At 57.8% G+C, this 2,325-nt stretch carries 2 protein-coding genes; one reads left to right on the plus strand and one right to left on the minus strand.

Annotated features, from left to right (window positions below; genetic code table 11):
- Positions 1-910: 910 nt before the first annotated feature.
- A complete protein-coding gene (locus tag FS320_RS41890) occupies positions 911-1,171 on the minus strand; it encodes a hypothetical protein (RefSeq protein WP_152718455.1) in 261 nt (86 codons plus the stop codon).
- 632 nt (positions 1,172-1,803) lie between these two features.
- Between FS320_RS41890 and FS320_RS49345 the strand changes: the two genes are divergently transcribed.
- The gene (locus FS320_RS49345; RefSeq protein WP_244627730.1) at positions 1,804-2,151 is read left to right on the plus strand and encodes a Crp/Fnr family transcriptional regulator; all 348 of its coding nucleotides are present in this window, start codon (positions 1,804-1,806) and stop codon (positions 2,149-2,151) included.
- Positions 2,152-2,325: the final 174 nt, after the last annotated feature.

Below are 2,325 nucleotides of genomic sequence, written 5' to 3' on the forward strand. Positions count from 1 at the left end.
TTTGAAAGCCGGAGAGTGGTTCCGGCGGGGTCTCTTGCTCATCGTCTCTCCTGTTCAGCAGCCATTCTGGCTGCTCTCAGGCAGAAACTCCACTTATCCCGCTGTCCAAATTTCCCGAGCCAGCTCTGTAAGCGTCGGTGCGAGTAGGTCGCCCGACATATCCATACTCTGATCAAGTATGACGAGTTGATCCTAGCGTGTGGCGTCAATGCAGTTTTAGCTTTCGCCCTCATTCATGGTCTTGGCAAGCCGCTCCAAGCCCAATCTGAGCGCCTCCATATGGGCTTCGGGGGACGGGTATGTTCGTGCAAGTTTCTCAAGACCGACCCTGAGTTTTTCCATCTGCTCCTCGGGTGTCGGAGCGTGTAGCTCAGGAGGTGGAGACACCATGTCGGGCGGGATTGGCACATCCGAAGAGGGCGAAAGTGATGAAGATTGAGGCTGCTGGTCGGCCATAGCAAACCTCACGGGTGGAGCGGACCGCTTAATAGCAGCTTTGCTTGCTACCCGCTTCTGCACCGCCCTTTTCTGGACGGTCTGATGGCGCTTCTTCACGGCCTTCTGGGCATGGGCCTTTGCCCGAGCTTGTGCGGCGAGGCCAAGGTTGGGTTGAGTCAGATCAGGCGCGGACCACCCGAGCACTAACGAAATCGCAAAAACTCGTCCGTAGCCTGTTCGCATTGGCTCCGCTCCCGCATCACTGCCTCCAGCACTTGGTCAGCCGCCGACGCGCCGCAGTATTTGACCCCGCTGGCCAATTGATCCGCAACCGGCAACTCGGGAGCATACGTGGTAGGGCTTGTACCGCCTCTGGGGTAGAATCCTTCCTCCTTCAGCCCCCTCTCGCCGCCAGACAATTCCGCCAAAAAACTGATCCCGCAGCAGTGAAGTCCGATTCATCAGGATGACCTCACGGGATCATTCCAGCGATCAGCCAGGACACGAGGCAGATGATTGAAAGACCGGAAAAGGTCAGCCCAGCCGCCGTCCAGAGACTGACGCGCTTCTCCCAGACATGGGTCAGATGCTCCACTTCCTCGGTCAGGGGAAACTTCAGGAAGGCCCGAAATCTCCTACGAGCATACCAGCCACTCCCAAGCAGGATGATCGCCAGCCATCCGGAGGTGAGGGCGAGATACCACAAAAGCTCACGCAGGCTCCCGACCGTCACGTCATTCTCCTGTATAGGCACAGCGCCCTTTCTGCTGGTCAAACCTGTGATGTGAAATTGGTATTTGCTGGTTCGCCCACGGTAGACGGGTACTGGAGCAACAAAAGGCCGCTTATCACGAGCGGCCTGTCACACTCTTTCGGTTGCGCCCTCAGAGTGAAACATTGATAATCATAAATCGGTTTGCTTCTAATCGCTCTGCGGCTTTAAGAGTAACCGCTATGGCGTCACCAGGAGAACGACGCAATCTCCCTGAGGCTCAAGGGCCACCGAAGGATCACCGGGCCAATCGGCTTCTCGCTGCCATGCGGCCCGTGGATTTCGCCTTGCTGGAGCCGCATCTGAAGGTGGTGGATCTTCCGCGTGGCGCAGTGGTGTACGAGGCTGGTGAGATCATCCGCTACACCTACTTCCCACATGACGCTATCGTATGCCTTGTCGAAGTTATGAAAGACGGGCGGCTGGTCGAAGTTGCAATGTTCGGGTGTGAGGGAGTGTTCGGCTTTTTGACCGCTCTTGTCTCTCGCGAAGCCCTCGGGCGCTATATGGTCCTGCTTCCCGGCACAGCCTCGCAAATTGCCGTTGAGCGGCTGCAAAGGGCTATTCGAACCCGCCCCCATTTGCGGCAGTTGATGCTTGCCTACACCGAGGCGCTCCTTGCTCAAGCCTTTCGCACGGTGGCCTGCAATACTGTTCACCCGGTTGAGGCACGGTGCTGCCGCTGGCTGCTCAGCACGTGCGACCGAGTAAGGCAGGATACCTTGCCCCTGACCCACGAGATGCTGGCTGAAATGCTCGGCGTTCAGCGGTCCACGGTCAGCCTCGTCTTGCGGAGCCTCCAAACGAGCGGCCTGATCGTTCAGCGCCGAGGCGGTATCGTTGTGACAAATCGTGCGGGTCTCGAACAGGCCGCCTGTGAGTGTTACGGCAAAATCCGTTCCCACTTTGCAAGGCTGCTGCCCGGTACCTACGGCACCTGATCTCTTAGCAATGGGAGAGCCTCGCCGTCATTGTCGGACACTTCCGGGTACGCATCCGAGGTGGGCCGCCTTGTAGGAATTGTCGGATTTGGCACTGACTGTCCTTATTGACGTCAAAAAGGACAGTGCGGCTATGGATCGAGTTGAGATTGTCGATACGGGTCGGCGTCGTCG

The organism is Microvirga tunisiensis (assembly GCF_009296175.1).
Taxonomy (GTDB): Bacteria; Pseudomonadota; Alphaproteobacteria; order Rhizobiales; family Beijerinckiaceae; genus Microvirga; species Microvirga tunisiensis.

Coding starts and splice junctions, on each gene's coding strand:
- FS320_RS49345 (WP_244627730.1), top strand. CDS start 1,804: ATGCTTGCCTACACCGAGGCGCTCCTTGCTCAAGCCTTTCGCACGGTG.